Below are 23,995 nucleotides of genomic sequence, written 5' to 3'. Positions count from 1 at the left end.
CCGTTTTGATTCCATTTGCATTCGGCCTTAGGAATGCAAATCTTATTAAAGAAATTTATTTCATCCTATATAGTCTGGAGCCTCTCGCTCCAGACCATTTTTTTACCTCATCGACAGTCGGCTTATGCGGGAACCCCATGAATCGCATCCGGTTTTAACCCGATCCGGACCGGATCTCCGGCACTGAGTCCCGGGTAACGGTTGAAAGAAATTGCCGTCATCTCGGGGCCGGCGTCCAGTTGAACCGTGTATTCCAAATGCTGGCCCACATAGACTGTTTTCACCAACCGCCCGGGTAACAGCGGCCCGTTCCAGCCATCGTCCGGCTGCAATTCGACCGCTTCCGGCCGGACCGCGATCAACATGGCTGCGGCGGGTTGTGAAAAACTGTGCAATTTCACCGGATTTCCGAACAGGTTGACCTGGCAGCCATCCGTTCCGGTGGCGATGGTTTCGGTCGGAAGCAGGTTTACCCGGCCAATAAAATCGGCCACAAACCGCGAGGCCGGTTGTTCATAAATCTCCGCCGGCGTGCCGATCTGCTCGATTTTCCCGTGATTAATCACCACAATCACGTCTGACATCGTCATTGCTTCCACCTGATCGTGAGTAACGTAAACCGCGGTAGTTCCCAGACTCTGCTGGAGTTCCCGGATGCGGCTGCGCATCTCTTCCCGTAGCTTGGCGTCCAGATTGGACAGCGGCTCATCAAAGAGCAGGACTTTGGGCTCTAATACAATCGCCCGGGCCAACGCCACCCGTTGCTGCTGACCGCCTGAAAGCTGATTGGTATACCGTTCGCCCAAGCCATCCAGTCCCACCGTTTTCAGCACTGCCGCCACCCGCTCCTGGATCTGGGCAGGTGGGATTTTGCGGAGCTTCAAGCCGTAAGCGATGTTCCCTGCCACCGTCAGATGGGGAAACAAAGCATAACTCTGAAAGACCATCGCCAGGTTCCGGCGGTTGGGCGGCACCACGGTGACATCGGCTCCGTCGATGAAGATCCGGCCCGAGTTGGGAACCTCAAATCCGGCGATCATCCGCAGCGTAGTTGTTTTTCCACAGCCGGAAGGTCCGAGTAAAGTCACAAAACTCCCGGAGGCGATGTTCAAGCTTAGATCATCCACCGCAGTCATGGTTCCCCCACCGGGGGTTTTAAATTGTTTCATAATATGGTCGAGTGTAACAGTTACGCCCATGAGCTTCAACCTCCAATACGCGGCGCCGAATTTGCGGATGAACCGAGGCACCAGCGGATAATGACAAATGCTAACATGACAATGATAATGGTAAAGAGTGACAAGACGCTGGCGGCGCCAAGCCTCATAATCTCAGTCTGGGACAACACCAACGCAGTCAAGTGATACCAGCGCGCCGTGACCAGGAAAATCACCGCCGAAACAGCAGTCATGCTCCGCACAAAGCTGTAGGCAAGGCTGGCAAAGAAAGCCGACTTGATGAGCGGCAGGGTAACATGGGTAAATGTATAGCGGGAATCAGCCCCCAGATTCGACGACGCCTCCTCGATGGCCGGGTCGATCTGGTTCAGCGTAGCCACCCCGGATTCAATACCGACTGGAATCTCACGGAAGATAAAGCAAAAGACGATAATCCACATGGTTCCGGTCAGCATCAACGGCGGGGAATTAAAAGCCTGGATATAGCCGATACCGACTAACGTACCCGGAACGGCATAACCCATCAAGGTGACAAAACCCATCGCCTTTTTTCCGAAGAAGTCTTTCCGCACCATCAAAAAGGCGACGACCATGGCCAAAATTCCGGAGATGGCCGTGGCGATTCCCGCCATGGTCACCGTAGCCATCATGCTATCTTTGCCAATATCCCAGGCATAGGTGAAATTCTCCAGCGTGAAGCTCCAATTGTAGCCCCAGAGCTTTACAAAGCAACCGTAAATAATGACAGCGTAAAACCCGAGGATCGTCAGCGACAATAGGGAAGCAAAAGCCGTTAACAGCCATTTGGTGACCGGTGTCACGCCCGCCACTCCGGCCGAGGTCGGCTTGCCGGTGACCGTGACGTACGAACGCTTGGCAATCCAGTAGCGCTGCAGATAAAAAGCGATCATCGCCGGAACCAGCAGAATTACTGCCAACGTGGCGCCTCTGGCCACATTAAACATGCCGGTCACCTGAAGATATGCCTGTACCGATAAAACATCAAAGCCCCCGCCCAACACCATCGGGTTTCCGAAATCCGCCAATGAAGTGACGAAGACCAGCAACCAGGCAGAAGCGATTCCCGGCAATGCCAACGGTAATGTCACGGTCGAGAAGACCTGAAACCGGGTAGCGCCGAGGTTAAAAGCTGAATCTTCCATGTCGGGGTTAATCGCCTTCAATACACCGTCCAAAACCAAGTAAGCGATGGGAAACATGGTCAGGCTTTGCACCAGGACCAGCCCGGGCAGACCGTAAATATCGAAATGGGTCAACCCTAATAATTTCGTAATCAAGCCGTTCTTGCCCAGCAGCAGAATCACCGAGAGCGCGAACATGAATGGCGGTGAGATCACCGGCAGCAGAGCCAATTGCCGGAAGATTCCCTTGGCGGGCATGTTAGTCCGGTTCAACCCGTAAGCATACCCGAAACCGATGATAGTCGAGAGCGTGGCCACCAGCACTCCGAGGCCCAACGAGTTATACAAGGGTGTAAGCAACCATTGGTGCGTAAAGACATATCCATAATGGGCCAGTGACAGCTTTCCGTCTACCACGAGACTGATCCAGAGCGAACGGGCCAGCGGATAGACGATGAATATCAAGAGCGAAAGCCAGATCAGGATGATCGCTACCGTGATCAGCGGGTCGCTGATGCGCTTTTTGTTCACAACCGGGCCAGCAGCCATTGTAGAATATTTGAGGTCCAAAGCCTGACGCCTCCTTACAAAGAAAGTGGGGCGGGCAGCCCCACTTTCCCAAACAATTTTGCGGTTTTACTTTTGATATACTTCGTTAAGCCACTTTTCTACCAGCCGGTCTTTGTTTTTCCCCGCCCATTCGTCATCCTGGTTGACCACTTTGACCTTGTTGAGGGGAATGGCGCCTTCTTTCAAGGGCACCTTCGCGAAGACCGAGAGGAAGAAGTTGGCCATAATCTTGGCGGCATCCCGGTCGAGCATCCAGTCGTAAAGCTTTTTGGCGGTGTCCGCTTGCGGACCGCCCTTGATCATGGACATCGAGGCCACTTCAAAACCGGTGCCTTCTTTCGGGAAAACGATCTTCAACGGGTATCCTTGGGAAATCAGCTTGACTTGATCGTGGGCGTACCCTAATGCGATCGGAGTCTCGCCGAGCGCCGCGTTTTTACCGGGAGCGGCTCCGGAGCGAGTATACTGAGAAACGTTCTTATTCAGCTGTTTCATATAATCAAACGCTTTGGCCTCGTCGCCTTTGTAAACGGTGATCATCGTCGTGATGACGTTATAGGCGGTTCCGGAGGTTTGCGGATTCGCCATCTGAATCTGGCCTTTATAGACCGGTTTCAACAGGTCCGCCCAGGACTTGGGAACCGGCAGCTTTTTCTCGGCCAATTTTTCGGTGTTGTAAACGAAACAGAGCGGCCCGGCATACATCCCGCACCAAAAACCTTCTTTATCTTTGAACTGTTTGGGTATGCGGGAAGCTTTGGGGGAAAAATAGGGAGTGGTCAAACCGTCTTTTTTGGCGGCGATATGGTCCAGGCCCACTCCGCCGACCCAGATGCTGGCTTGGGGATTGTTCTTTTCCGCAGCGATTCGGGCTTGAGCCTCGCCGGTGGACAACCGGACCCAATCCACTTGAATACCGGTCGCCTTGGTGAAAGCGGTCAGAAGTTGCCGGGCCAGTTCTTCGTCGCAGGAGACGTAGGCAGTGATCTTCTCAGCTGCCAAGCTGGTGAAGGACATGGCTAAAACCAAGACCAGCGCCAAACTGAGCACAATGTGTAATCTCTTCAACATTCGCACCTCCATTTTCTTTCAAAAAGCCACCCTCGTAACTCCTCAGCGGAAAACGGCCGGGATTCACGACAACAAACCATGCCGCCCGCCACAAATTTGTTAATAAGGTGTTACATTCATCTTAAAATAGAGAAGCGTCAAACTCAATCGGATAAAACTGCACTTTTGTAGAGAATAATGAACTAAGTAGGATCAAATGGCCCGGAAAAACAGTTCTGAAAAAACATGCCATTTACTCACTTCATTGCCATTGTCAACCAGGTGATTTCATCTTCCCTGTCATCCTGAATCTTATCCGTCACAAAACCCATTTTTTCATAAAACGCCACCGCATTATTGCTGCTCGGAACATGGAGCGTCAAGGCGTTTTTCTTTCTGGCCTCATTCAAGAGATGCTCCATCAGCAGTTTTCCGACGCCTTTATGTTGTAACTCCGGTTTGACGAAGAAATTGGAAATGGAATATCTGGGTTTATTCTGGCCGCCGAAACTGGCAATGGCGCCGGTGGCGATAATGCCCGAATGGTCTTCCACCACGTAAATCTCTTTCCAATCCATCTGTTTCAACAACTTTTCCTGAGTGTTCTGGTTTTTATATTTCTCAATGACCGCCGGAGAATGTTGTTCGGCCATGACTTCATCGAGGTTTCTGCGAATGATGTAGGCTACCGTCCATAGATCGGCCTCTTGGATTCTTCTGATTTTCATTGGATAAGTCCCCCAAGTATCAAATTTTGCCCCGCCAGGATCACCATAACAAAACTTCTTCCCATTTATCATACGACCGAAAGAATATATTTTCAATGATTAGGCGGAGTTTCCCTCTCCCAAACGATTATCCAGGGAAAAATCTTGCGAATCTGCACCCCGATGGGTGGCACGTAACCGGCAAAGCCTTTCTGAAGCTTATACAAGCCCAGGCAATCATCGGCCATTTTGGGACAAAGCCCGTCACTGTGATCAAACGCTTGAAAACAACGCAAGCCGCAATCTTGTTTATCGAATACGGCCACGATATCCAGCTCGACTGGAGCCTTCCAGGAATTCAAGGTTGTCTCCAGCACCTCCCGTAAGATCTCAGCCTGATGAATCCCCTCCATCCCTGAATTTAATGTTACAAACAGCGATAAATCGATATCCGAATCAGGACGGCACCCGCCCTTCGGTCCCCGGGAACCGCTCAATACCACTTGATAGACGGCCGGATGCACGGTAAGATTGGAACTCCGGAGCAAATTCATAAGTCTCCGGCAGACGACGCTCCAATTCAGCGGCGAATTGACCGGCGATGATTCTCATCAGGAACCCTCCCTGATTTTTCTCTAAATCCGCTAACGTCATCCTAAAAAGATCGCTATAGCATGGCAGCGAACTGTCCGGATCCGGAGACGCCGCCCAAGCGTCTCCGGACATCAGCGTCCGGGTTGAATGAGGTGCTGGTTTAGCTTCCAAACAGCGCCACCGCCCGCTGCATGTTGGCGATCACTCCGACCCCGAACGGACACCGTTTCATACAGGAACCACATTGGCGACAGGCGGAGGCTTTCACCGCGAGCGCCTGATAATCGGCACGAATCGCGTCGGTTACGCCCTGCTGCGCGCTATCGGCAAGGCGGGTCGTCGCGGCGATATCAATCTTTACCGGACAGGGCAGACAATGATTGCAATACATGCAAACGCCCTGAAAATCATCGCTATACGACTGCCGGAGCGTGCTGAAGTCTTTCGCCGCGGCGTCGGCATCCAGGAATTCCAGTGCCTGGCGTAACTCCGTTACATCTTTACAGCCGGGCACCACGGTACAGACTCCGGGTTGTGAAAGGGAGTAATTCAAGCACTGCAGCGGGGTCAGGTGAAACCGCTTCATCTTGCCATTCAGGAGCCAGCCGCCGGCAAAAGGTTTCATCGCAACCAAGGCCACCTCCTGCTGTTCACAGAGCTGATAAAGGGCTTTCCGCTCGGGCTGGAGCGCGAAGCGCTCCGACTGACCCGGATAGCTTTTTACGTCCCAATAAGCCTCCAGTTGCAGGTCGGCCGAGAGTGCGTCAAATGCGGGATTCATCGGAAACATCAGCACGTCAATCAAGCCACTGGCAACCGCCTGGCGGGCGGCCGGAACCCGGTGGCTGCTCATCCCGATATAACGGGCCTTTCCTTCCCGCTTCAAGCGCAGCGCCAATTCGTAAAAAGCGCCGGACTCAAAGACCGTCCGATAATCGGCGTCATCATCGATATAATGCAACATCAGCACATCCAGATAATCGGTCTGCAACCGGGTTAGCAGGTCGTGAATATGCTCCTCTGAACGGCGGAGATCCCGGGTCCGGAAATATTGTCCGTCCTTGAGCGTGGAGCCGAGATGCCCGGCGATCAGCGCCTGCTTCCTTCGGCCCTGAACCGCCTGGCCAAAGTAGTCGCGAATCTCCGGAGAGGGCATCCACAGATCAAAATAATTGATCCCGTGATCCAACGCCTCGTGGACCACCTCCGTCACGACCTCCCGCGGTTCGTGCCAGATAAATTCGGTTCCCAGCCCGATCACGCTGACCCGGAGGTCAGTCTTGCCCAGTCTCCGATAGTCCAAAAAACATCCCCCGTTTCCGATTGATAACATTCCGGCGCAACGCATTTACCAACATTTTACCACGAACGTACGTTCTAACAAAGAAAAATTTTATTCAAAACTCCGCAAATTTTCCATAGTACGTTTTTGCTCTCCATGGATCAGATGCAATTGTCACAGCCGGTTTTCGCCATACCGCGGAAACAAGTGCGTTTTCTCTCATCCTAAAAATAAAACACCTACCCGAGGTGTCCTTGTCAGATTGTCACAGAATCAGCTATCAATTTCCTGATTTGATAATTCTATGGCCGAAATTCAATTTCCACCATGGAATTCCTATTTACAAGGTTGCATTTTCAATTGTTCAGGTTGCAAATTCATTTTGCCATCTGAATTATTCAAACTGAGCATCAACTTCGCTCCGCTCACCCTCTGACTTTACCCGGTTTGAGCCGCACTTTCCGGACTTATCCACAGCCAAAACCATTAACCACGTTAAACGGATTCGTTTATCCACAAAAACAGCTCGCTTATCCACATAAAGAGCTTGCTGAACGACTGAGCGAGCTCTCCCATTCACAAAACAAGCTTACTTATCCACAAAACGAGCTTGCCCGACGACTGAGCGAGCTCTCTTATTCACAAAACCAGCTTGCTGATTCACAAAACAAGCTCACTCATCCACAAAAAGAGCTCGCTGAACGACTGAGCAAGCTCTCTTATCCACAAAACGAGCTTACCCGACGACTGAATGAGCTCTTTCAGTCACCCAAAGCGATCCGTGGTTCCTAGAACGTTCTCTTTCAGCTCAACCCGGCCACGTATCCGCAAAGCGACGCTACTATTAAGATGAAATAAATTTCTTTAATTCAACTTATATAGACGCCATGGCTTATTCTTCAATCCCTTTGTGAGTGAGCGGAGCTATATATGTTGCAATAAGTTTTTGTACATTCAAAATCATTGCAACATATTTCCTTGATTCATAATCGGTTTGGATCCCAAAATGCTAGGATTCCCAGTCCGGTTTTGCTATGGATACCGGGGTTCTTTTTCTTTTTACGATACCAAATCAGGCTCCGATGCTGCCGCGTTCCGGTCGGTCCCAGCTCCGGATCTGCGTCCGCACACCCAGGGTCAACAGCAATACTGCCGCGCCGAAGACGATGAAGATCCAGTTCAGACCGATGAAGTTCCCGATCAGGCCGGAGACCACCGGCGCCACGAATAAGCCGATGGTCCGGGCGGTTTGCTGCATGGCATACGCCCGGCCGCGGAAATCGGCGTCGACTCGGGTCGCGATCAGGGCCGCCGACGACGGTGAAACCGCCGCCACAAAAGTGCCGTAAATGAAGTATAGCACCGCGAAGAGCCAGATATTCCCGACCAGGCCCAGCAGCACCCCAACCAGGCCCACTCCGGTGAGGCCGATGATAATGGTCCGGGTATAGCTGATCTTCTCGCCGACCCGGCTCCAGGAATAGGCCGTCAAAAACAGCGCCAACCCCGGCATGGAATAAATAAAGCCGCTAATCATCTTATTGGCGTCCGGCGCGATACTGTGCAGATATAAGGCCAGAATCGGCAGGAGCGCCGACATCACCAGCGCGTTGACGAATTCGACGCTCATCACCGTCACCATCACCGGCATTTTGAAAGAGTACCGAATATCCTCCATGATCGAGGTCTTGGCCACAGCCTGCGGTTTCTCCCGTTCTTCCACCATCACGGTGACCAGAATGAAAGCGAACAATACCAGGCCAGCGGAGAGGAGCATCGAGCTCCGGTAGCCGGCGACCGCGGCCAGCACCCCTCCCAGGGCCGGTCCCAAAATGACCCCGGCCGATTGGGCGGTATAGGCGATGGATACGAACCGGCCGGATTCCTGTTTCGGAGTATTGGTGGCAATCAAGGCGATGGAACCGGGGATAAAGCCGGTCAGCATCCCGTTCATGATCCGCAAGAAGAGCAATTGGCCGTAATTCTGGCAGAAACTCATGCCGAAATAGACCGCGCTCAAACAGATTCCGGCCCGCATCACCATCGGCTTGCGGCCGTATTTATCGGCCATCTTGCCCCAGATCGGCCCCATGAGCGAAGACGCCAAAAACTGCAAGGTAAAAAGCAGTCCCGACCAGAACGGGAGATCCTTGGTAATGCCCAGTTCCTTGAGGAAAAGAGGCAGGTACGGCGCGATCTGCTCCCAACTGAAAGCCGCCAGAAAAATCGTAAAGGATAGGATCAATAAGTTACGCTGATAATAAGTCATGGTTGTCTTTTGATTAACCTTTCATGAAGAGATATGGATATACTTTGCCGTTGAACTGCGGAATCCTTTTGGAACCTTCAATTTTTATCGGACTGTAAATAAAAAGGCCATCAAAAGTCATAAAAATGCGCCAAACCGCCGGGAGCTTTCCGGCGGTTTGGCGCGTTTTGGCGGTCATCGATAAAGGCTGACTGTTTTCACGTCCCTATGGCATAACTGGACAGATACGCCTGCTGTTCGGCGGTCAACTGGTCGATCCGTACTTGCATGCTGGCCAGCTTCAACCGGGCAATCTCCTGATCAATCGGTTCGGGGACCGCATATACCCTCGGCTCCAATTGCCCGGCATTTTTGAAGAGATAATCGGCGGAGAGCGCCTGATTGGCGAAACTCATATCCATGACCGCCGCCGGATGGCCTTCGGCCGCCGCCAGATTAACCAGCCGTCCCTCGGCCAGCAGCCGGATCCGTCGCCCATCGGCCAGCGTATACTCAACCACGTTGGCCCGGGCTTCATGACTGGCGACCGCCAATTGTTCCAGCGCCGGAATGTTAATCTCCACATTGAAATGGCCCGAGTTGCTGATAATCGCGCCATCTTTCATCCGTTGCAAATGGGGGGCGTCGATCACATTGACGTTTCCGGTCACCGTGACGAAGATATCGCCGCTGGCGGCCGCTTCTTCCATGGGCAATACCCGGAAACCGTCCATGACCGCTTCCAATGCCTTCAGCGGATCAATCTCGGTCACAATCACGTTGGCGCCCATGCCGCGCGCCCGCATCGCCAAACCCCGGCCGCACCAGCCGTATCCGGCCACCACCAGCGTCGAACCGGCAATCAGATAATTGGTGGCCCGCAGGATCCCGTCTAGCGTCGATTGGCCGGTGCCGTAACGGTTATCGAACATGTGCTTGGTCAGGGCGTCGTTCACCGCGATAATCGGATAGCGCAGGACGGCTTCTTTCTCCATCGCTTTCAAACGGATTACCCCGGTGGTGGTCTCCTCGGTTCCGCCGATGATCTCCGCCAACAGCTCCGAGCGCCGGGTATGCAAGGTGTTGACCAGATCGGCGCCGTCATCCATCGTGACTTGCGGCCTGATGTCCAAGACTTGATGGATATGGCGGTAATAAAGGTCGTTGTCCTCGCCCCGCACTGCGAAAGTGGGCAAATCATAAACGGCATTTAACGCCGCGGCTACCGGATCCTGGGTCGAAAGCGGATTGGAGGCGCATAATGCCACCGCGGCGCCGCCCGCTTTCAACGTCCGCATCAGATTGGCCGTCTCCGTGGTGACGTGCAGGCAAGCGCCGATCCGCAAGCCCGCCAATGGCCGCGTCCGTTCCCATTGCCCGCGGATCGAGGCCAGCACCGGCATGCTCCGGTCGGCCCATTCGATCAAACGCTGGCCCTCGCCAGCCAGGGCGGGATCCTTACAATCTCCTGTCATCAACCATCACTCCCATCCATTATCTTTCTATCGCGCTTGTTCTCACGGACTGGCAACGAGCATTACATTACATGTTCATCCGGAGTTACAAGTTTGAATCATCCTATGGAAAACACAATGGTGTCAGTGCATCATGGAGCTTCCAAAATGATTTGGTAATGGATACGAAACCGAAGCTGTTGCCAAGAAATGGAGTCTTTTCGGGATCGTTTTGATCAACCAGCCATCATTCGTGACCTGCCAGAATATGAGCGATTTTCTGGGCGGCTTTGCCGTCGCCGAACAATGGCGGATAATCCGCTCCCACCCAATCCAAAGCGAGCGCCGCCCGGATAGCGTCGGGATCGGCTCCGGCCAGCCGGTTCCAATTGACGGTGACCGTCTCCAGCCATTCCGTCTCGTCCCGCAGCGTAATGCAAGGAACTTTTGCCATATAGGCCTCTTTTTGGACTCCGCCGGAGTCGGTGAAGATTACGGCGGCATGTAGTTCCAAATTTAACATATCAAAGTATCCGACCGGATCGACCAGGGTTAGCCCGCTGGTATGGATCGCCGCTCCCAACTCCTTTAATTTCTGCCGGGTGCGCGGATGGACCGGAAAGATAATCCGTTGGCCGGTCTCATTCAAGGTATTGACGATCGCCGTCAGTCGCTCGGGATCGTCCGTGTTCTCCGCCCGGTGCAAAGTCAGCAAGGAGTATTGCTTCCGCCCCAGATCAAAGCTTTCCAGGATCCGCGAGCGTTCCGCCACCAAAGCCGAGCCGAACAAGAAGGTGTCATACATCACATCGCCGACTTGATGAACGCCGGCGGTAATCCCTTCATGCCGCAGATGTTCCACGGCGGTGGCAGTCGGCGGAAAAAGCCAGGTCGAGACATGATCAGCCAAGATCCGGTTGATCTCCTCCGGCATTCTGCGGTTGAAGCTGCGCAACCCCGCCTCGACATGGGCCACGGGAATATGCAGTTTGGCGGCTGCCAGAGCCCCCGCCAGAGTGGAGTTGGTATCCCCGTATATCAAAACCAGATCGGGACGCTCTTGCTGCAGGACGGTTTCGATCGCCTCCAGCATCCGGCCGGTCTGCGCGCCATGGCTCCCCGAGCCCACGCCCAGACAGTATTGGGGTTCAGGGATCTCCAAATCCCGAAAGAAAATATCCGACATATTGACATCGTAATGCTGGCCGGTATGGACTAAAATTTCCCGGAAATCGCGCCGTAGCGCGCGGGAGACCACCCCCGCCTTGACAAACTGGGGCCGTGCCCCCACGATAGTCACTATTTTCTGCACGTTTCTCCCTCACTGAACTTGAGAATTTTGGCGATCACGTACTCCTGCTCGGCCTCGGACAACTCCGGGAAGACCGGCAACGATAGCACCGTCTCCGTCAATTCTTCGGTGACAGGCAGATCGCCCCGCCCGTAACCCAAGCCGGAAAAGACCGGCTGCAAATGCAGCCCAAGCGGATAATAAATCGTGCTGCCGATGGCATGGGCCGCTAAATACTCCCGCAAGGCATCGCGCCGAGGAGTGGTGATGGTGAACTGATTATAAGTATGGCCTTCGGCTTCATCCGGCAAATGAATCCCCGGAACACCCTTCAGACCTTCCCGGTACTTCGCGGCGATCGCTTGGCGCCGGGCAAGCCATTCTCCCAAATGGGGCAGTTTTACCTGGAGAATGGCAGCCTGCAGCGTATCCAGCCTGCTGTTGAACCCCAGCAACTCATGGTAATATTTTTTCCGGGCGCCATGGACGCGGAGCATGCGCAATTTCTCCGCCAACGCATCGGATTGCGTGGTCACCATGCCGCCGTCGCCGAAGCAGCCGAGATTTTTGGTGGGGAAAAAGCTGAAACAGCCCAGGTCCCCAATGGATCCGGTCGGCAAGCCCCCGCAAATGGAACCGCCGGACTGAGCGGCATCTTCGATCACTGCTACATTGTATTCGCTTGCCAGCGCCATCAGTTCCGCCATTGCGGCGGGTCCGCCAAACAGATGGACCGGAACGATCGCCTTGGTCCGTGACGTGACCTTGGTTCGCACCGCAGCCGGATTCAAATTATAGCTGCCCGGAAGTACATCGGCAAAGACCGGCGTCGCCCCGACCCGGCAAACCGCGCCGGCTGTAGCGAAAAAAGTAAAGCCGGGCACGATTACTTCGTCTCCCGGTCCGATCTCCAGCGCCATCAGGGCCAATACCAAAGCGTCACTGCCGTTGGCCACCGCCACGGCATGCTTGACCCGTAAAACCTCGGCCATTTCGGCTTCAAACCGTTTTACGGCTTCACCCAGGATAAAGTTTCCGCCGGCAACCACCTTTTGGTAAGCCTCGGCCAGCGGTTTCGCCAACTGTTCATTCTGACGGGTCAGATCAAATGCAGGAACCTGCAAAACAACCCACTCCTTTATTGAGCACCAAAATATTTTTTAACCCAGGCCACCCATGCCCAACTGGCTTGGAGACGCCAGCCAAAAATGAAAACGATACAACGCCCGTTCTACCCGAAAGCCCATTTTTTCATAGAGGCGGAGGGCCGGATAATTGCTGACCTGCGTGCCCACGGTGATCCGCCGCAAACGATTGGCAGCCGCGTAATCAATCGCCCAATCGACTAGTTTTTCCCCCAACCCCATTCCCCGGCAATCAGGCTCTACCGCCAATAAACGAATGCTCAGCAGTTCCTCTTGTTTTTGCAACGAAATGAAGGCGGCGACCGCCTCCTGCTGTTTGATGACGTAAAAATCCTCGGTGGTTTGAAAAGCGTTCCGCACCCATTCGGGATACAGTTGCCCGGCTTTTCCGGGGTCAAAACGCCGATCCCGGAAGAAACGGGATTGCCGAAAGCTGTCGCCGGCGATCGCGATAATCCCCGGAAGATCTGCTTCACTGGCCGGAACCGCCGGGGAATCCAGCCGTTGCTGCATTAAATCCTTTTCCAGATTGTATGACAGCGTTAATAACACGTCTGCCAAGGAACCACCCATGGTACTCAATGTTTGAATGATCTGCGCTTGAGTGGCCTCAGCCTCACAAAGCAAAAACTCATACTTTTGCCGCGAAGCGACTTCGAAGATTCGCCGCCAAGCATTTTCAGAGAAGTCTGCCGGCTCCGGCGCCGGATCAATCATGATCCGCCCCATCTTTTGGCCGAAGAAACGGGTGTCCCATTCCAATTCGCGCAGTTGAAGTCCTCCGATGGTCAATCCAATCGCTCCCCGCCTCATTGATAAACGCCACGTCCGCTGATCAACCGGCTCAGCGTCAGCAGAAAAATTTTGAGATCTAAAAGCAAAGAATACTTTCGTACATAGGTGATATCCAGCTGCAGCCGTTCCTTCCAGGGAAGCTCGTTGCGCCCCATCACTTGAGCCAAACCGGTTAGACCGGGTTTCACGGCCAGTTTCAACCGTTCTTCCTCAGTATACAGCTCCAGGTGCTCGGGGAGGTCCGGCCGGGGACCGATAAAACTCATTTCCCCTTTTAGAATGTTAAAAAGCTGCGGCAGTTCATCCAGACTGAAGCGTCGCAATACCCTTCCAAAGCGGGTGTAACCTCCCAGGTCGCTGGTGAGCGCCAACGAACCGTCGCGATTGCGCGGCGTAGCGGCGGTGTGATCCCCGGGGGTCATGGTCCGCAACTTATAAAGACCAAATAATTTTCCGCCGCGACCGGGGCGCAACTGCCGGAAGAAGATGGGTCCCGGCGAATCCAGGTATAAAATGAGGCCCAGGATCGACACGAACAGAGCGACTGGCAATAGTAATACCAAGGCCATCAAGAAATCCAAGCCATGCTTCAGCGAAAACTGCACCCGTCTCATCATCGCCGTGAAGACCTTTCCAGCACTTTTTCCAGAACCGCGCCCATTGTGGCGGCCAATTTACGGCGATCCCCTTCCTCGCGGCAGAAACGGTACCCGTTGGCACCGAGGCTCCGCCTCAATTCGGAATCGCATGCCAGACGGCGTAGTTGAGCCGCCAATCCATGGTCATCTTCGGGCCGAATAAAAATTCCCGAGCCGACCTCCTCCACGATCTGGCGCGCTTCACCATCGATACAACAGGCGATGGGCAAGCCGGCGGCCATGTACTCATAAATTTTATTGGGCCGTACTGTTTTAAAGGTCGGCGTATCCTTCAGCGAGGCAATTCCGATATCGGCCGCTCCCAAAATCGCCGGGACCTCTCCCGGCGGCACCGGGTCAGCCAGGCGGACATTGGTCAACTTCAAGCTCTGTAATAGCTGCTGTAAACGGGGTTTATCGGACCCATCCCCGAATAAAACGATCTGGAGCGCCGGCTCATCGACAAGCAACTGCGCAGCACGAATCAGAGTTTCTAAAGCATTGGCCGGTCCATGCGCACCGACATAGACGGCGATGACTTGATCGTCCCGCCACCCGTATTGAGCCCGGATGGCCGGACGGTTGTCAGTGGCCGCTGGTAAATTGGCGCCCAGCGGGATCAGGCTGATTTTGGACCCGGGCACTCCCTGGTCCAGTAAATACTGGCGCATCTGATCAGCCACCACCAGAATCTGATCGGAATGGCGATATAAAAAACGCTCCAATCCGCGCAGCCAACCGATAACCCAACGGTTTGTGAACCCCATTGAAATTAAAGAATCCGGCCAAAGGTCTTCCACGTCCAAAACAAAAGGAACTCCTTTCAACCGCGACAATAACCAGGCAGTGCAAGCCGACTCCAGTGGCGGGGTTACAGCCAGCACGATTCCGCCTGGGACGAAGAGTCCCCGCCATAAGCTGAGAAGGGAAAATCCAATAATATTTAACTCCCGTTGGATGGAGTTGCCCTGATAAGGAGTGCTCCAGACCCACTGGAAACGGACTCCGTTCTCACTGGCCGGCGGGTTTTCCAAATAACGCCGCAGATAATGGTTGAACTTACAACCTACCAGGGTGACGTTCCAACCCAAACGGACCAATTCCGCGGCAAAATCGAAGTTCCGCGTCGGTCCCGGCCAGCGCGGAATGGATGCGTAATGATTTATCAAGATCAATTCAGCCTTGCCCATGGTTACATTCCAGCTCCCGATACAACGATATCAAATTTTGACTGGCTTTTTCCCAATTATACTTTGTCAACGATGCTTGAAACCCATTACGGGAATGTTCTTTCCAGAAAACCGGATCGTAATATCGTTCCAGCGCCTTCACGATCTCGTCTTTATGCAAATCTGACAGTACCGTGCCGCAATGTTCGGCTTGAACAATGGTGGCAATTTCCCCAACCGCTGTCGTAAGCATTGGGCGTCCGGCAGTCATTGCCAGAAATAATGAGTTCGGCGTACTATATTGATTGTTGGGATATTCCGCAGCGACTCCATAATAGACCAGATGGCTCAGATTGATGAATTCTCTGGCGCGCTCCTGCGGCAAAAAACCGGTAAACTGGATATTGTCCGCGCCTGCCGCCAATTCCTCAAGCTTCGCCCGCTCGAGACCATCTCCTACAATAAGCAGTTGATAGCGTGTCGTCCCGGCTATCGCCATGATGAGAGGCGCCAGTAAACGGTCCCGATTTAATCCTCCCACATAAATGATTCGCAGCGGCGGACAATCCGGCGCTTCAGACGGCTTATCCCATAGATGCTTCTTATAGTTGCCGACAACGACTACCCGTCGCGCTTTTAATCTTTCAAAACGGCGCGCCAAAATTTGACCCACGGTGATCACGGCGGTCGTTTGAGGTACTAATCGTTTCTCCAACAAACGAATGGCTGCGACCATCGGCCTAGGAAACAGGTGGGCAACCATATCGGGATATGCTTCATGCGCATCGAAGATTATCGGTACCTTTTGAAGCCGTCCCTCCGCAACGCCGGGCCATAACGTGTCCAGGTCATGACAGTGAATTGCCTGCGTAGGATTTTTCTGCAAAAAGCTACGGCACTCCTGCCAAAATTTCAAAAAACAACAAACTTGCATGGGTCCGCGGCTATATGTCGTTCGAATTTGGGAACGAATGACCTTCACTCCCTGATATTCTTCTTGCTCCGGCATACTTCCGGTCCGATCCCAGGCAAAGATGGTAACTTGGTGCCCGGCGGACTGCAACGCGACCGCCTCAGCCGCTACGCGTGGATCGGGCCCAAATCCATTGGATAGTAACATGGTGATTTTCATTCGATTTCAGCCGCCTTTTTATACCAATCCAACATCATCTTAAATTTATCCTCCCAGATAGCGCGCGACTCAATCAAACAACGGTTTTGAATTCGAGCCCGTTCACGAAATTCGGCCTGTTCAATTCCTCGCCGAAAAGCTGAGGCTAACTCATCAGCATTAAACCCAACCACCAAACCGTTCTCCTCATGTCGCACCCACTCGCGATAGGCCGGAATATCTGAAACGATTAAGAGACAACCGGCAGCCATCCCTTCCATCATACTGACCGGAGTCCCGTCACTCTTCGGTATACTGACCATGATTTGACTTTGAGCCAGCAACTCCCGGCTCTGTTCCGGCGAGACCCTGCCCCAAAACTTAATCCGCTCGCTCCCGTTATGAATTGCAAAGTCTCGTAATTCCTGCGTTAGGCTCCCACTTCCGATAACCCATAGCCAAACATCAGGATAATCATGGCTGATCATTTGAAACGCTTTCAAAATAATCGGGAGATTATAAATCGGCTCATGGAGGCGGGGTGAACAGATCACAAAAGGATTCTCCGGTTTAGCCGCTTGACTTAACCATTCAAAATCAGCCCGCTCGACACCCATCATAAAGGTCAAAATTTTTTCCGGTTTCGCACCCAATTGTATCAATTCCGAGGTAATTTGGGAACTAACTGAAGTGATTATATCAGAACGTTTGATTAAAAACCGGACCAAACAACGTAACCAGAACGAGCGACGCGGATTAACCAGGATATCCGATCCCCAGGCTGAATTCGCTAAAACTCCACAACCTGAAAACCAGGCATAAAGACCATGCGCCCCAAATTGATGAGCATGAACGATATTGGGACGAATTCCCCGGATTAACCGCCGAACTGACCAGCAATATTTCGGAAACCCGAGCAAAGTCAAAGGATGAACGATCACCTGAGCGCCCGGTATCTCTCCCGGAGTATGCGATATGACAAAAATTTCGCAATGCAATTTCAAACAACCGCGTACCCATTTTTGGGTATGCGGGCTCGTTGCATCTGCGATAAAACAGATCCTTATCATCGCTCAATTCCAGTCTTTTCTGAAGTTTGTCCGAACTGATGCCGCCTCTGATATAAGACTTCAATGAGAGCCATGGGCAACCAGAAATATTTTCGAAAATAAGCCCCTAGGCAAAGACTGGCCGCGAATATGCCCGTCGTGGCAATCAGTAATCCTTGGATGGCCAGACTTTCAAATGTGCCGTTCGAAAGACGCTTCATAACTTGACGACCGTGCATCAAAACCGTAGCCAAAATCCAGCCAAAGAAGAGCAACCCGACCAAACCCAATTCGGACCAGATCCCTAAAATGCTATTATGGACACCTGTTCCGGGATGAATCAAATTCATCGTCTTCGTCCCTTGGATGTAAGTCCCTATTTCATTCGGAAAATTGCTTAGCCCGATTCCGAACCACGGGTGACTTTGAATGATATGCCAACTGATTAGCCAAATGTCTAACCGCCTGTTCCCCCGGTCGACTGCCAACGATGTAAACCGTTCCCACAAAGCGCTGCCGGGCGGTAAAAAAAACAATAGTGCTAAAACGAAACCCGCAAAGACTAACCAGCGTTTTCTGAATGAACCAACCCAAAAAAGCATCAAAAACATAACAACGAATCCCAGAAAATCCCCTCGCGATTCGGTGATGAGTAAAGAGGTTAAGTTGAGAATCAGCAGCCCCGCATGGAGCCAGAAATGCCTCTGCCTTGGTCCGGCAGCGATAAACGCCAGTTGGATCCCCATGGCAAGCAAGAGATAAAATCCATAAACATTCGGATCCTGCCCCGGAAATGCTCCGGCACGAAGAAAACCAGTTCCAAAAGTTTTCACGATAGTCACCACGGTAAAGCAGAGCGTGATGAACTGAACCAACCATAAAACTTTTTGGAAATGAATTTCGGGTTGGATAACATTGGTGGCCATAAAAAAGAACACACCTAGTATCATTAGATCGAGCAGCACTGATGGATCGGGTACAGAGGTAGACCAGATACCAGAGAGCATGCTATATACGAAAAAAAGCAGAAACAAAAAGGGAATATGGACGGAGGAACAACCTTTACGGCGCAGGTTATAAAACCATATCACCAATCCGGACAACAGAAAAAGCCGTGCTGTCCAGACTAGCCAGCGCAACCCCGGGACTCCTTCAAGATAGATGATTGCAATCATAAAAAGCAACGAATGAAAAGGGGTTTTCTCAATAAACCCCGTTACATATTCTCGCCAACCCGCTAGACATCCGGACTTGTTCATTTGTTTATGAAATTCAAACATTTAATCCCTTTTTTTCAGCGATTATTTGATTAAATATCGCCGTTAATTCCTGCGTCTCACGCTCGATATTCATCCTGGCGATAAAATGCTCGCGTTTCCCAGGGTCGACCTGTAACTCACCCTGGTAATGCTCTTGATGATACTGTACAATGATAGCGGCAATCTTCAGATAATCCCCATCACTAACCATTGAAAAACCACTCGCATAGGTCTGCAACAATTCCTCTAGTTCCTGGAATTCCGGAACTACGGCGAGGATCGGCTTACCGGCCGCCAGATAGTCAAACAGTTTTGTGTTAATCGTGGCAAATTCCAACAGCAATAATAAGGCGTGACTTTTGAAGATCTCCACCTGCGCCTCTTTTAGAGGTTGGTAACCAGCCTGACGTACGATTTGAGCCAAGTTTAGTTCGGCAATCAGACTATTGAATTTTTTATCGAAAGGTCCTACGTAATTGAAACAAAAGGAGTCCGAAGTAATTTGTCCCTGATCCAACAAATATCGAATCGCCCGCAAAGTGGCTTTCAAGGTATGAAACGGCGGATAAAAGGTGCCGAGATAGGTTATTGTAAACTTAGCATAACTGTCCACTATTTCGGGGAGATCTCCGCGATCAATTGTATCGTAGAAAATAGCCGTTTTTACACGAGTCCAAGGATAAAGCCGGCCATATCCTTCTTGCGTGATCCGATAAATGCAAGTAATAAAATCGGCGGTTTTCAGGACCCATTTTTCCAATCGTTGATCCAGCCATTGATGAAACTTGGTAGGATAACCGTTACGAGCAGCATTAAAGCTCCACGGGTCGCGCAGATCGACCACCAAAGGACGACCCGTCAATACCTTTAGTAACGCGCCGCAAAGCAAAGCAGAATATGGTGGTCCCGTAACATAGATCAAATCGACTTTTTGGCGAATGATTAAATACCACCCATAAATCAGTGAACCCGGAATCCAAAAAATATATTGATCGGGAAGCAATAGCCAACGCTCATCCAGGTTCAAACGGCGTAGGATCCGCGCCAGGAAGTTGCCGCCGGGAATACGCCATGATCGGTAAACCCTGGCTGATTCGGGAATGGGATTATCGGCCCTATGATAGGGCTCCGGGTTTTTGACAGTTAAGATCAAGGGATCCCATCCAAAATCAGATAAATAGCGAGTAGTTCGAAGGATTTTTAACATACCCGCTCCAGCCAGTGGTGGGTAATGATAGGCTATGACTAAAACGCGCCGCTTAATATCATCCATGAGTTGAATAACCCCTCGTAATATACGCCGCAAGCTGTTCAGCCTGAACCTGCCGGTTGTAGCTCCCAATCACTGACAGTTGGTGCTCCACCGGGACTACTCCCCCAAGCCAAGCTTGATAAGCCTCCAGTAAAACTTGTTCCAATTGAGTACAGTTAGCGGCATCCACAACCCATCCCGCAGAAGCTGCCCGAATCAACTCCGCGGCCGGACTCTCGGAAGGAACCACTCCTAAAATCGGCCGTCGCAAGCCAAGATACTCAAAGATTTTTCCGGTGAAAGCGGCTGGATTCGCTTCTGCCAAAACCAACAAATCGCTTTCAGCCATAGCGTCCAAGGCAGCATCATGTGTGAGGCTGCCGACGATTTCCACAAACGGCAGTCCCTTATTCTGCAGCGTTTGATAAGAGCCAGGCCCAATAAAACGCACTTTTAAATTTGTTTCTCTAACATTTCCAGCGCGGACCAATTTCTGTAATACATCTATCATCGGCTGGATAAGTTTTGCGCGGTCCTGATTCAGATTGCCGACATGAGTGATGAGAAAATAAGGTTTACGATGATATTGACGTTCTTTTAGATCCTCCGGATCAAAACCGTTGGGGATGGTCGCAAAAGTAGCCGGCGAATTCGGCGCCAACTGTTTAAAGCTATCGGTAATCTGTTTCGTAACCGAAATCACCACATCCGCGCTATTCAATACAGCATGTTCAACTCGGCAGTGTTTCGACAAATGATAAGGTGAAGGATACTTTAGATACGGGTTTTGGGTCCATTCATCTCGAAAGTCGGCAACCCAGAAACAATGATAACGCCGCTTGAGTTCCAAACCTATTAAATGCCCCGTGTACGGTGCCGAGGTAGTGAACACCGGGATATCCGGATAGGTGGAGCAGATTTGAGCGGCTGCGTCCAGCGCCGGCTTCAACCATCCTGACATCCGATCCGGAAAGAGAACCCATTCCTGAAGCAATGCCCTAAAGCGCCACCCGCCCGGGAAGCGATCCCAAAATCGAAAGGGTTCGTGATTCGGGACTCGAGTAATCTGTACTGTCGTTTCATCGAGTTCAGTCAACAATGAGGAATCTAACGGTTCAAAAGGTGCCGGTTCCGCCGCAATGATCCGAATCTCCCAACCCATTCGGGCTAAATATTTGGCAAATTTGGCGGAACGTTGTACTCCCGCCCCACCGAGGGGTGGAAAATAATAGGCGATCATCAATAGTTGTTTCATTGTATTCACCGTGCCAGGATCTCAGCGATCCCTTGTGCGATTTGTCCTAACACAGCTTGAGGAGTGTAATTTCCAATTACCATATTCCGACCTTCACTGTTGAGGGTGAGCTTTTGGTGGCAAAATGCCCTGTATAAATCCGCTAAAACCGGAGCAGCTTCTACACAGTTGCGAGCTTGAGCTGCCCCGGTCAACGGGTAGCTCCAAATCACATATCGCGCTTGCGCCAAGGCTTCTAATACCATGAACGAGAGTCCGTCATGCTGAGTGAGGCGAACCAGCGCAATGACTTCCCGATACAATTCGGACATATTATTAACCCATCCAATGGGAATAAGGTTGGATGGCCATTCCGGTTTGGGATCGGCTGAAGAAGCGGCGGCAGCCAAAAAAACGATCTCTGGAAACTTCCGAGCGAGTTGGATAAGTTCTTTCTCTCCGTAAAACTCTTCCTTTCCCGGAGGGAGATAAGTAAGCACCACGAACTTGGAAGGGATTTCATAAGTTTTTTCGGGAAATGCGGCTGGAGTCAACGGTACAATCCGGGCCTGGATTCCCAAATCCAATAATTCGGCAGCGGTCCAGTCCACCTCCGCCCAGTGCTCCGCTTTCTTTACCATCCATGAAGCAAAACGCCGTTTCTGCTCGTGCCATTCCTTCATTGCCAGGATGTCCGAGCCAACCCAATGGACAACTAACCGCTTTCCTAGCAAAAAAGCCAAATTAAAAAAACGGTTGTGACGCAGATCGCCGCCAATGAGGTAAATCAAATCTGCACGGAGCAATGCCAAGTAACGTCCGATGCGGGTACGCGGCAACGGAATCAACTGGTATTCTGCGCTCCAGCCCAACTCTTGCAAGCGGTGAACAAAATAGGGATAACCCATCAAGAGAATCCGAATCGGACGTTTCTTAGCCATTATCCCTCCAAATAAAACTTTCGCTTCAAATAAGCAATTATATTTTTGACCAGTAACCGATAATCATCGAGATCCTTTTGGGTGATCATTAGCAGTTCACGTAGCGGAAGCTTAGTTTGACGGCAAAAGATACCCAGTAAGACCATGATCGAAATGATATACGATAATGTAGTCGCCCAAGCTCCCCCGGACATCCCAAGGCGGGGAATCAGCAATAAACTGACGATGATATTAACGCTCATTGAAATCGAGGAGATGAGCAATGAAAATTTCGGCTTGCCTAACTGATTCGCAAAAAAGGTTGAAAAGATACCCGCCAAGCCATAGGCCAAAACACCAGGCAGCAAGATCCGAAATGGCACCAGAGACGGCCGGTATATCTCTCCGTAAACAAACGGTAATAAAAACTCAAAACCCAGCCACATCAAAAAACCCAGCACCATGTTAATCACCAAAGTATGCCGGGCTGCCCGGGCCGTCAAGCGGCTAGCCGCTTCATGCTCAACCATGCCGACCCTGGCGTAAATTGCTGTACCGATTGCGCTGGAAGTGAACCAGAGCATTTCCGCTCCGGAAACTGCAATGGAATAAAATCCCAATTGTCGCGAACCCAGAAATTTAGCGACCAAAAACATGTCTACTCGGTAATTCAGGAAGGTAACCAAATTTATCAAACCTAATTGCCAGCCAAAACTGAGCATTTCCCGAAGTAAACCGGGTTGGACATTACGGCGCTCGAATGGCCACCAAATTCGACGCGATACCCATAACCCTCCGGCAACTGTCAGAATCTGCGCCGTCACCCAGCAGATAGCTGTTCCTCGAAGGCCCATTTTCAGTCCGAAGAACCCTAAGGTCATGAATACGAATAAGATTGCTCCGGAGGTTAAGCCTAACCAGTTCACGACGACGACCCGGTTCAAGCCCAGGTACGTTCCGCTCAGATTGGTCAGCGCTAAAACAAAGGGAGCATTCAATGCGACAAACCAATAAAGGTTGAGATGACTTTCCGGGAATAAACTGGTGAAACACCAGAATCCAAGGATAGTCAGCACTCCGACCACCCAGCTATAGACATTCGCCGTTGTGAATACTAATTGGGGTGGACGATGTAAACGGGAAATTTGATAAGTAATCGCCCCGCTCAAATTGCCGAAGACATTCGTATATAAACTGCTGACCAATAAAATCAACGAAAAATCGCCCTTCCCCGCCGGACCCAAAAAACGTGCAGTTAAGACTCCCATTATAAAACCAATGGTTAACGTCGCGATGCGAAACAGATAGGTTCGGACACTATCAGTTGCAATTCCCATCCGCTTCCTCACCTTCCCGCAGTTTTCGCACCATCCTGGCCGGAACCCCCGCGACTACTGTATACGCCGGAACATCGGCGGTTACTACCGCGCCGGCGCCAACCACCGCGCCTTCCCCTACCGTTATCCCGGACAGAAGAATCGCCCCGGTGCCGATCCAACAACCCTTTTTTAGCGTAAGGGCTCCGGAGCGCCGGGGAAGGTAAGCCTCAAGCAAACGGTCACCCACGCCGCCGTGGGTAAGCAAACGAACCTGCGGCGCCAGAACGACTTCCGTCTCGATGGTAATGGGCTCCGCCAGATCAAAAAAAACGCCTGGTCCCACATAAGCCCGTTCGCCAATGCTCAAACCGGTCATTCCTTGAGCAATATTATCAAAAAACAATCCTGAGCGGAATGTTACTCTGGGGCCGACTCGGGCACCTAAGCTCCGAAGAGCCTTTGCGTAATACCGGGCAGGAACTTTCAACAAACGCCTGACCCTGTCATCCATTCCCCAACATTGGTAGCCTAGTTTTAGTCGAAAAGCCCACCAATCATAAAGCAATTGATCGAGCACAGATAAAAGCC

At 51.7% G+C, this 23,995-nt stretch carries 22 protein-coding genes; 1 reads left to right on the top strand and 21 read right to left on the bottom strand.

The genetic code is table 11. The features are described 5' to 3' along the window. Nucleotides 1–122: 122 nt before the first annotated feature. The 6 genes from EDC14_RS20500 to EDC14_RS20475 all read right to left on the bottom strand — a co-directional run bounded on the left by EDC14_RS20500 (nucleotide 123) and on the right by EDC14_RS20475 (nucleotide 6,544). Nucleotides 123–1,199: an ABC transporter ATP-binding protein gene (locus EDC14_RS20500; RefSeq protein ID WP_132016186.1), complete on the bottom strand. Its 1,077-nt coding sequence runs from the start codon at nucleotides 1,197–1,199 to the stop codon at nucleotides 123–125. Between the two features lie 5 nt (nucleotides 1,200–1,204). Next, entirely contained in the window at nucleotides 1,205–2,851 is a 1,647-nt protein-coding gene (locus EDC14_RS20495) for an ABC transporter permease (RefSeq protein WP_243663051.1), read from the bottom strand. Nucleotides 2,852–2,956: 105 nt separating this feature from the next. Continuing rightward, entirely contained in the window at nucleotides 2,957–3,961 is a 1,005-nt protein-coding gene (locus EDC14_RS20490; protein ID WP_341540180.1) for an ABC transporter substrate-binding protein, read from the bottom strand. 236 nt (nucleotides 3,962–4,197) lie between these two features. Further along, nucleotides 4,198–4,668 carry a GNAT family N-acetyltransferase gene (locus tag EDC14_RS20485; RefSeq protein WP_132016185.1) on the bottom strand — a complete coding sequence of 157 codons (471 nt, stop codon included), beginning with the start codon at nucleotides 4,666–4,668 and terminating at the stop codon, nucleotides 4,198–4,200. A gap of 92 nt (nucleotides 4,669–4,760) precedes the next feature. Continuing rightward, entirely contained in the window at nucleotides 4,761–5,201 is a 441-nt protein-coding gene (locus EDC14_RS20480; RefSeq protein ID WP_132016184.1) for a nucleotidyltransferase family protein, read from the bottom strand. 200 nt (nucleotides 5,202–5,401) lie between these two features. After that, nucleotides 5,402–6,544 carry an aldo/keto reductase gene (locus EDC14_RS20475; RefSeq protein WP_165908181.1) on the bottom strand — a complete coding sequence of 381 codons (1,143 nt, stop codon included), beginning with the start codon at nucleotides 6,542–6,544 and terminating at the stop codon, nucleotides 5,402–5,404. Between the two features lie 426 nt (nucleotides 6,545–6,970). On the opposite strand from EDC14_RS20475, the gene EDC14_RS20470 reads away from it, so the two are divergent. Further along, the gene (locus tag EDC14_RS20470; protein WP_132016182.1) at nucleotides 6,971–7,315 is read left to right on the top strand and encodes a hypothetical protein; all 345 of its coding nucleotides are present in this window, start codon (nucleotides 6,971–6,973) and stop codon (nucleotides 7,313–7,315) included. A gap of 280 nt (nucleotides 7,316–7,595) precedes the next feature. Here EDC14_RS20470 and EDC14_RS20465 read toward each other — a convergent pair whose 3' ends face one another. The 15 genes from EDC14_RS20465 to EDC14_RS26890 all read right to left on the bottom strand — a co-directional run bounded on the left by EDC14_RS20465 (nucleotide 7,596) and on the right by EDC14_RS26890 (nucleotide 23,774). Then, complete coding sequence (locus EDC14_RS20465) at nucleotides 7,596–8,792, bottom strand: MFS transporter (RefSeq protein ID WP_132016181.1); 1,197 nt, start codon at nucleotides 8,790–8,792, stop codon at nucleotides 7,596–7,598. A 197-nt stretch (nucleotides 8,793–8,989) separates the two neighbouring features. Next, nucleotides 8,990–10,246, bottom strand: a complete 1,257-nt coding sequence (gene ahcY / locus EDC14_RS20460) for an adenosylhomocysteinase (protein ID WP_132016180.1) — start codon at nucleotides 10,244–10,246, stop codon at nucleotides 8,990–8,992. A gap of 226 nt (nucleotides 10,247–10,472) precedes the next feature. After that, nucleotides 10,473–11,537 carry a non-hydrolyzing UDP-N-acetylglucosamine 2-epimerase gene (gene wecB, locus EDC14_RS20455; RefSeq protein ID WP_132016179.1) on the bottom strand — a complete coding sequence of 355 codons (1,065 nt, stop codon included), beginning with the start codon at nucleotides 11,535–11,537 and terminating at the stop codon, nucleotides 10,473–10,475. After that, nucleotides 11,525–12,640, bottom strand: a complete 1,116-nt coding sequence (locus EDC14_RS20450; RefSeq protein ID WP_132016178.1) for a DegT/DnrJ/EryC1/StrS family aminotransferase — start codon at nucleotides 12,638–12,640, stop codon at nucleotides 11,525–11,527. The genes wecB and EDC14_RS20450 overlap by 13 nt, the downstream gene beginning before the upstream one ends. 36 nt (nucleotides 12,641–12,676) lie before the next feature. After that, a complete protein-coding gene (locus EDC14_RS20445) occupies nucleotides 12,677–13,453 on the bottom strand; it encodes a GNAT family N-acetyltransferase (protein ID WP_165908180.1) in 777 nt (258 codons plus the stop codon). Between the two features lie 17 nt (nucleotides 13,454–13,470). After that, nucleotides 13,471–14,073 carry a sugar transferase gene (locus EDC14_RS20440; RefSeq protein WP_132016176.1) on the bottom strand — a complete coding sequence of 201 codons (603 nt, stop codon included), beginning with the start codon at nucleotides 14,071–14,073 and terminating at the stop codon, nucleotides 13,471–13,473. Beyond that, nucleotides 14,070–15,284, bottom strand: a complete 1,215-nt coding sequence (locus EDC14_RS20435) for a glycosyltransferase family 4 protein (protein WP_132016175.1) — start codon at nucleotides 15,282–15,284, stop codon at nucleotides 14,070–14,072. The genes EDC14_RS20440 and EDC14_RS20435 overlap by 4 nt, the downstream gene beginning before the upstream one ends. Next, entirely contained in the window at nucleotides 15,271–16,395 is a 1,125-nt protein-coding gene (locus tag EDC14_RS20430) for a glycosyltransferase (RefSeq protein ID WP_132016174.1), read from the bottom strand. Before EDC14_RS20430 ends, EDC14_RS20435 begins: the two co-directional genes overlap by 14 nt. Continuing rightward, nucleotides 16,392–17,444, bottom strand: coding sequence for a glycosyltransferase family 4 protein (locus EDC14_RS20425; protein WP_132016173.1), 1,053 nt, complete (start codon nucleotides 17,442–17,444; stop codon nucleotides 16,392–16,394). Before EDC14_RS20425 ends, EDC14_RS20430 begins: the two co-directional genes overlap by 4 nt. After that, entirely contained in the window at nucleotides 17,441–18,703 is a 1,263-nt protein-coding gene (locus EDC14_RS20420; protein ID WP_132016172.1) for an O-antigen ligase family protein, read from the bottom strand. The genes EDC14_RS20425 and EDC14_RS20420 overlap by 4 nt, the downstream gene beginning before the upstream one ends. After that, entirely contained in the window at nucleotides 18,696–19,955 is a 1,260-nt protein-coding gene (locus EDC14_RS20415) for a glycosyltransferase (RefSeq protein ID WP_132016171.1), read from the bottom strand. Before EDC14_RS20415 ends, EDC14_RS20420 begins: the two co-directional genes overlap by 8 nt. Continuing rightward, entirely contained in the window at nucleotides 19,948–21,189 is a 1,242-nt protein-coding gene (locus tag EDC14_RS20410) for a glycosyltransferase (protein ID WP_132016170.1), read from the bottom strand. Before EDC14_RS20410 ends, EDC14_RS20415 begins: the two co-directional genes overlap by 8 nt. Before the next feature lie 5 nt (nucleotides 21,190–21,194). Further along, a complete protein-coding gene (locus EDC14_RS20405; RefSeq protein ID WP_132016169.1) occupies nucleotides 21,195–22,109 on the bottom strand; it encodes a hypothetical protein in 915 nt (304 codons plus the stop codon). Further along, nucleotides 22,109–23,425 (bottom strand): oligosaccharide flippase family protein, encoded by a 1,317-nt coding sequence (locus EDC14_RS20400; RefSeq protein ID WP_132016168.1) that lies wholly within the window; start codon nucleotides 23,423–23,425, stop codon nucleotides 22,109–22,111. The genes EDC14_RS20405 and EDC14_RS20400 overlap by 1 nt, the downstream gene beginning before the upstream one ends. Next, the gene (locus EDC14_RS26890) at nucleotides 23,409–23,774 is read right to left on the bottom strand and encodes an acyltransferase (protein WP_165908179.1); all 366 of its coding nucleotides are present in this window, start codon (nucleotides 23,772–23,774) and stop codon (nucleotides 23,409–23,411) included. The genes EDC14_RS20400 and EDC14_RS26890 overlap by 17 nt, the downstream gene beginning before the upstream one ends. Nucleotides 23,775–23,995: the final 221 nt, after the last annotated feature.

It is taken from the genome of Hydrogenispora ethanolica, assembly GCF_004340685.1.
GTDB lineage: Bacteria > Bacillota > UBA4882 > UBA8346 > UBA8346 > Hydrogenispora > Hydrogenispora ethanolica.
Note: the sequence above shows the minus strand (reverse complement) of the source record. Positions and strands in the feature narration are given on the sequence as shown.